1 protein-coding gene and 1 pseudogene are annotated in these 2569 nt (G+C 65.2%); one reads left to right on the top strand and one right to left on the bottom strand.

Annotated features, from left to right (window positions below; all coding sequences use genetic code 11):
- Nucleotides 1–1931: DEAD/DEAH box helicase (locus EJ903_RS25915; RefSeq protein ID WP_148105311.1), on the top strand; the 1931-nt coding region annotated here is incomplete at its 5' end.
- Between the two features lie 289 nt (nucleotides 1932–2220).
- On the opposite strand, the pseudogene EJ903_RS25910 reads toward EJ903_RS25915, so the two are convergent.
- Nucleotides 2221–2448, bottom strand: a pseudogene (locus EJ903_RS25910) (integrase core domain-containing protein); the annotation flags it as partial.
- Nucleotides 2449–2569 lie beyond the last annotated feature (121 nt).

Raw genomic sequence — 2569 nt, 5'->3', positions numbered from 1 at the left:
ATTTCCCCTACCAGATCCTCGAAGCGCCGCAGAACTGGACGATGGAGGTTGGCGAGGGGACGGGAATCGATTGGTTCGGCCTGTCGCTCGGCATCGAGGTGGGCGGGGAGCGGGTCGATCTGCTGCCGGTTCTGCGCTCCCTCATCGGGGTTTTGGGCCGTTTGGGGGATGACGAGTTTGCCGATGACGGAACGGAGACGGCGCTCGACGCGCTGGCCCCTGACGGGGTGCAGTTCGTTCGGGTCGGCAAGGGTCGCTTTCTGCCGCTGAACGTCGAGCGGTTGCGCCCGATGCTGGGCGTGCTGATGGAGCTGTTCGGGCTGCAAGCCCCGGGCGCGGATGGCGGTCCGTTGCGGATCGGGCGGGCCCATCTGGGCGATCTGGCCGCGTTGGAAGAGGCGGCGACCGCCGCCGGGGTGCCGTTGCTTGGGGCCGACGCCGTGCGCGGCATGGCGCGCAGCCTGCGCGAGGCGGGCGGCGTGCCGGTGGCCCCCCTTCCCGATGGTTTGCGCGCCACGCTGCGCCCCTACCAGCGATTGGGGGTGAGTTGGCTGCAATTTCTGGCCGCGCACGGGTTCGGCGGGCTTTTGGCCGACGACATGGGGCTGGGCAAGACGGTGCAGGCGTTGGCCCATCTTCTGATCGAGAAGGAATCCGGGCGGATGGACCGCCCCTGTCTGCTGATCGCCCCGACCAGCGTGTTGGGCAACTGGCGCAGCGAGGCGGCGCGCTTCGCCCCCGATCTGCGCACGCTGGTCCTGCACGGCCCGCAGCGCAAGGCGGCGCACGGCGATCTGGCCGGGTATGATCTGGTCGTCACCTCCTACGCCCTGCTGCCGCGCGACCGCGCGGTGCTGGAGGCGCAGCCCTGGCATCTGGCGATCTTTGACGAAGCCCAGTATCTGAAAAACCCGACCGCGCAGGCGACCAAGGCGACCCAGGCGTTGGAGGCGCGGCAACGGTTGTGCCTGACCGGCACGCCGGTGGAAAACAATCTGGACGAGCTGTGGTCGCTGTTCTCCGTCGCCGCGCCGTCGCTGTTCGGCGACCGCACCGGCTTCCGCCGCCTGTTCCGCACCCCCATCGAAAAGCATGGTGACGCGGAGCGGCAGCGGGTGCTGGCCCGCTGGGTCCGTCCCTTCCTGCTGCGCCGCACCAAGGAGGAGGTCGCCAGCGAGCTGCCGCCGAAGACCGAGATGGTCGAGCGGGTTGATCCCCAGGCCGCCCAGCGCGATTTGTACGAAACGATCCGGCTGGCGATGGACCAGCGGGTGCGCGAGGAAATCGCCCGCAAGGGCTTGGCCCGCAGCCACATCACGATTTTGGACGCGCTGTTGAAGCTGCGGCAGGTCTGCTGCGATCCCCGGCTGGTCAAGCTGGAGAGCGCGCGCAAGCGGGTCGAGAAGGGAGCGGCGTCGGCCAAGCTGGAACGCCTGTTGGAACTGCTGCCCGATCTTCTGGCCGATGGCCGGCGAATTCTGCTGTTCTCACAATTCACCTCCATGCTCGATCTGATAAAGCCGGAACTGGCGGCGCTCGGGATTCCCTTTGTCGAGTTGACCGGCGACACCCGCGACCGCGAGACGCCGGTGCGCCGTTTCCAGGTGGGCGAGGCTCCGCTGTTCCTCATCAGCCTGAAGGCGGGTGGCACTGGGTTGAATCTGACCGCCGCCGACACCGTGATTCACTATGACCCCTGGTGGAATCCAGCGGTGGAGGACCAGGCCACCGACCGCGCCCACCGGATCGGCCAGGACAAGCCGGTCTTCGTCTACAAGCTGGTGACGGTTGGCACGGTGGAGGAGCGCATGCTCACCCTTCAGGAGCGCAAACGCCAGTTGGGCGAAGCGGTCTATGACGCGACGGCAACGGAAGCGGATGTGCTGACCGCCGACGATCTGGACGTCTTGCTGGCCCCCATCGAAGGCTGACCGGCACCGTCATGTGTGTGCGACCGCTGTGGCGCAAGGGAAAAGAGAACTGGCTTGGCGAAAAGGTCGGGGGCGGTGGAGTTGCCCTGGAAAAGAGAAGAGGCATTTTTCCGCCGTCAGGCGTTGGTCGCGAACAGGATAGGGCTTTCGTTTCCCAAGGCGGAGTGCTGCCGCGTGGAATTATTGAACCGCGCCGGGATTGTCGGCGGCTCCAACTCCTGAGAGGATCAGGGCTGTTCAATGCTGGTCAGAGTGCCTTTGACCTTCCCCCGGCAGAAAGGACACCGGGTTAAGCGGCTCGAAGCTCGGCTTGGTCTGGTGTGATGTAGCCGAGAGCCGAGTGCAGTCGCTGGCGATTGTAATACCCTTCGATGTAAGCGAACAGGTCCCTGCGAGCGACGTCGCGCGTTGGATAGCGGGCGCCATGAACGAGTTCCGCTTTCAAACTGCCGAAGAAGCTTTCCATCGGGGCGTTGTCCCAGCAGTTGCCTTTGCGGCTCATCGATTGGACGATTCCGTTTTTCATCAGTGCCTTGCGGTAATCCCCAGCCGGAACGTGTCAACGAATGTGAGACAGCCGGAGTTATGAATTAAGCTTGGATGGTCTCCGGTTTTGTCGGCGGATTGATCCAGGCTTC

Origin of the sequence: Azospirillum griseum, assembly GCF_003966125.1 — a bacterium.
Lineage (GTDB): Bacteria > Pseudomonadota > Alphaproteobacteria > Azospirillales > Azospirillaceae > Azospirillum > Azospirillum griseum.
This window is presented reverse-complemented; position numbering and strand designations above follow the sequence as displayed.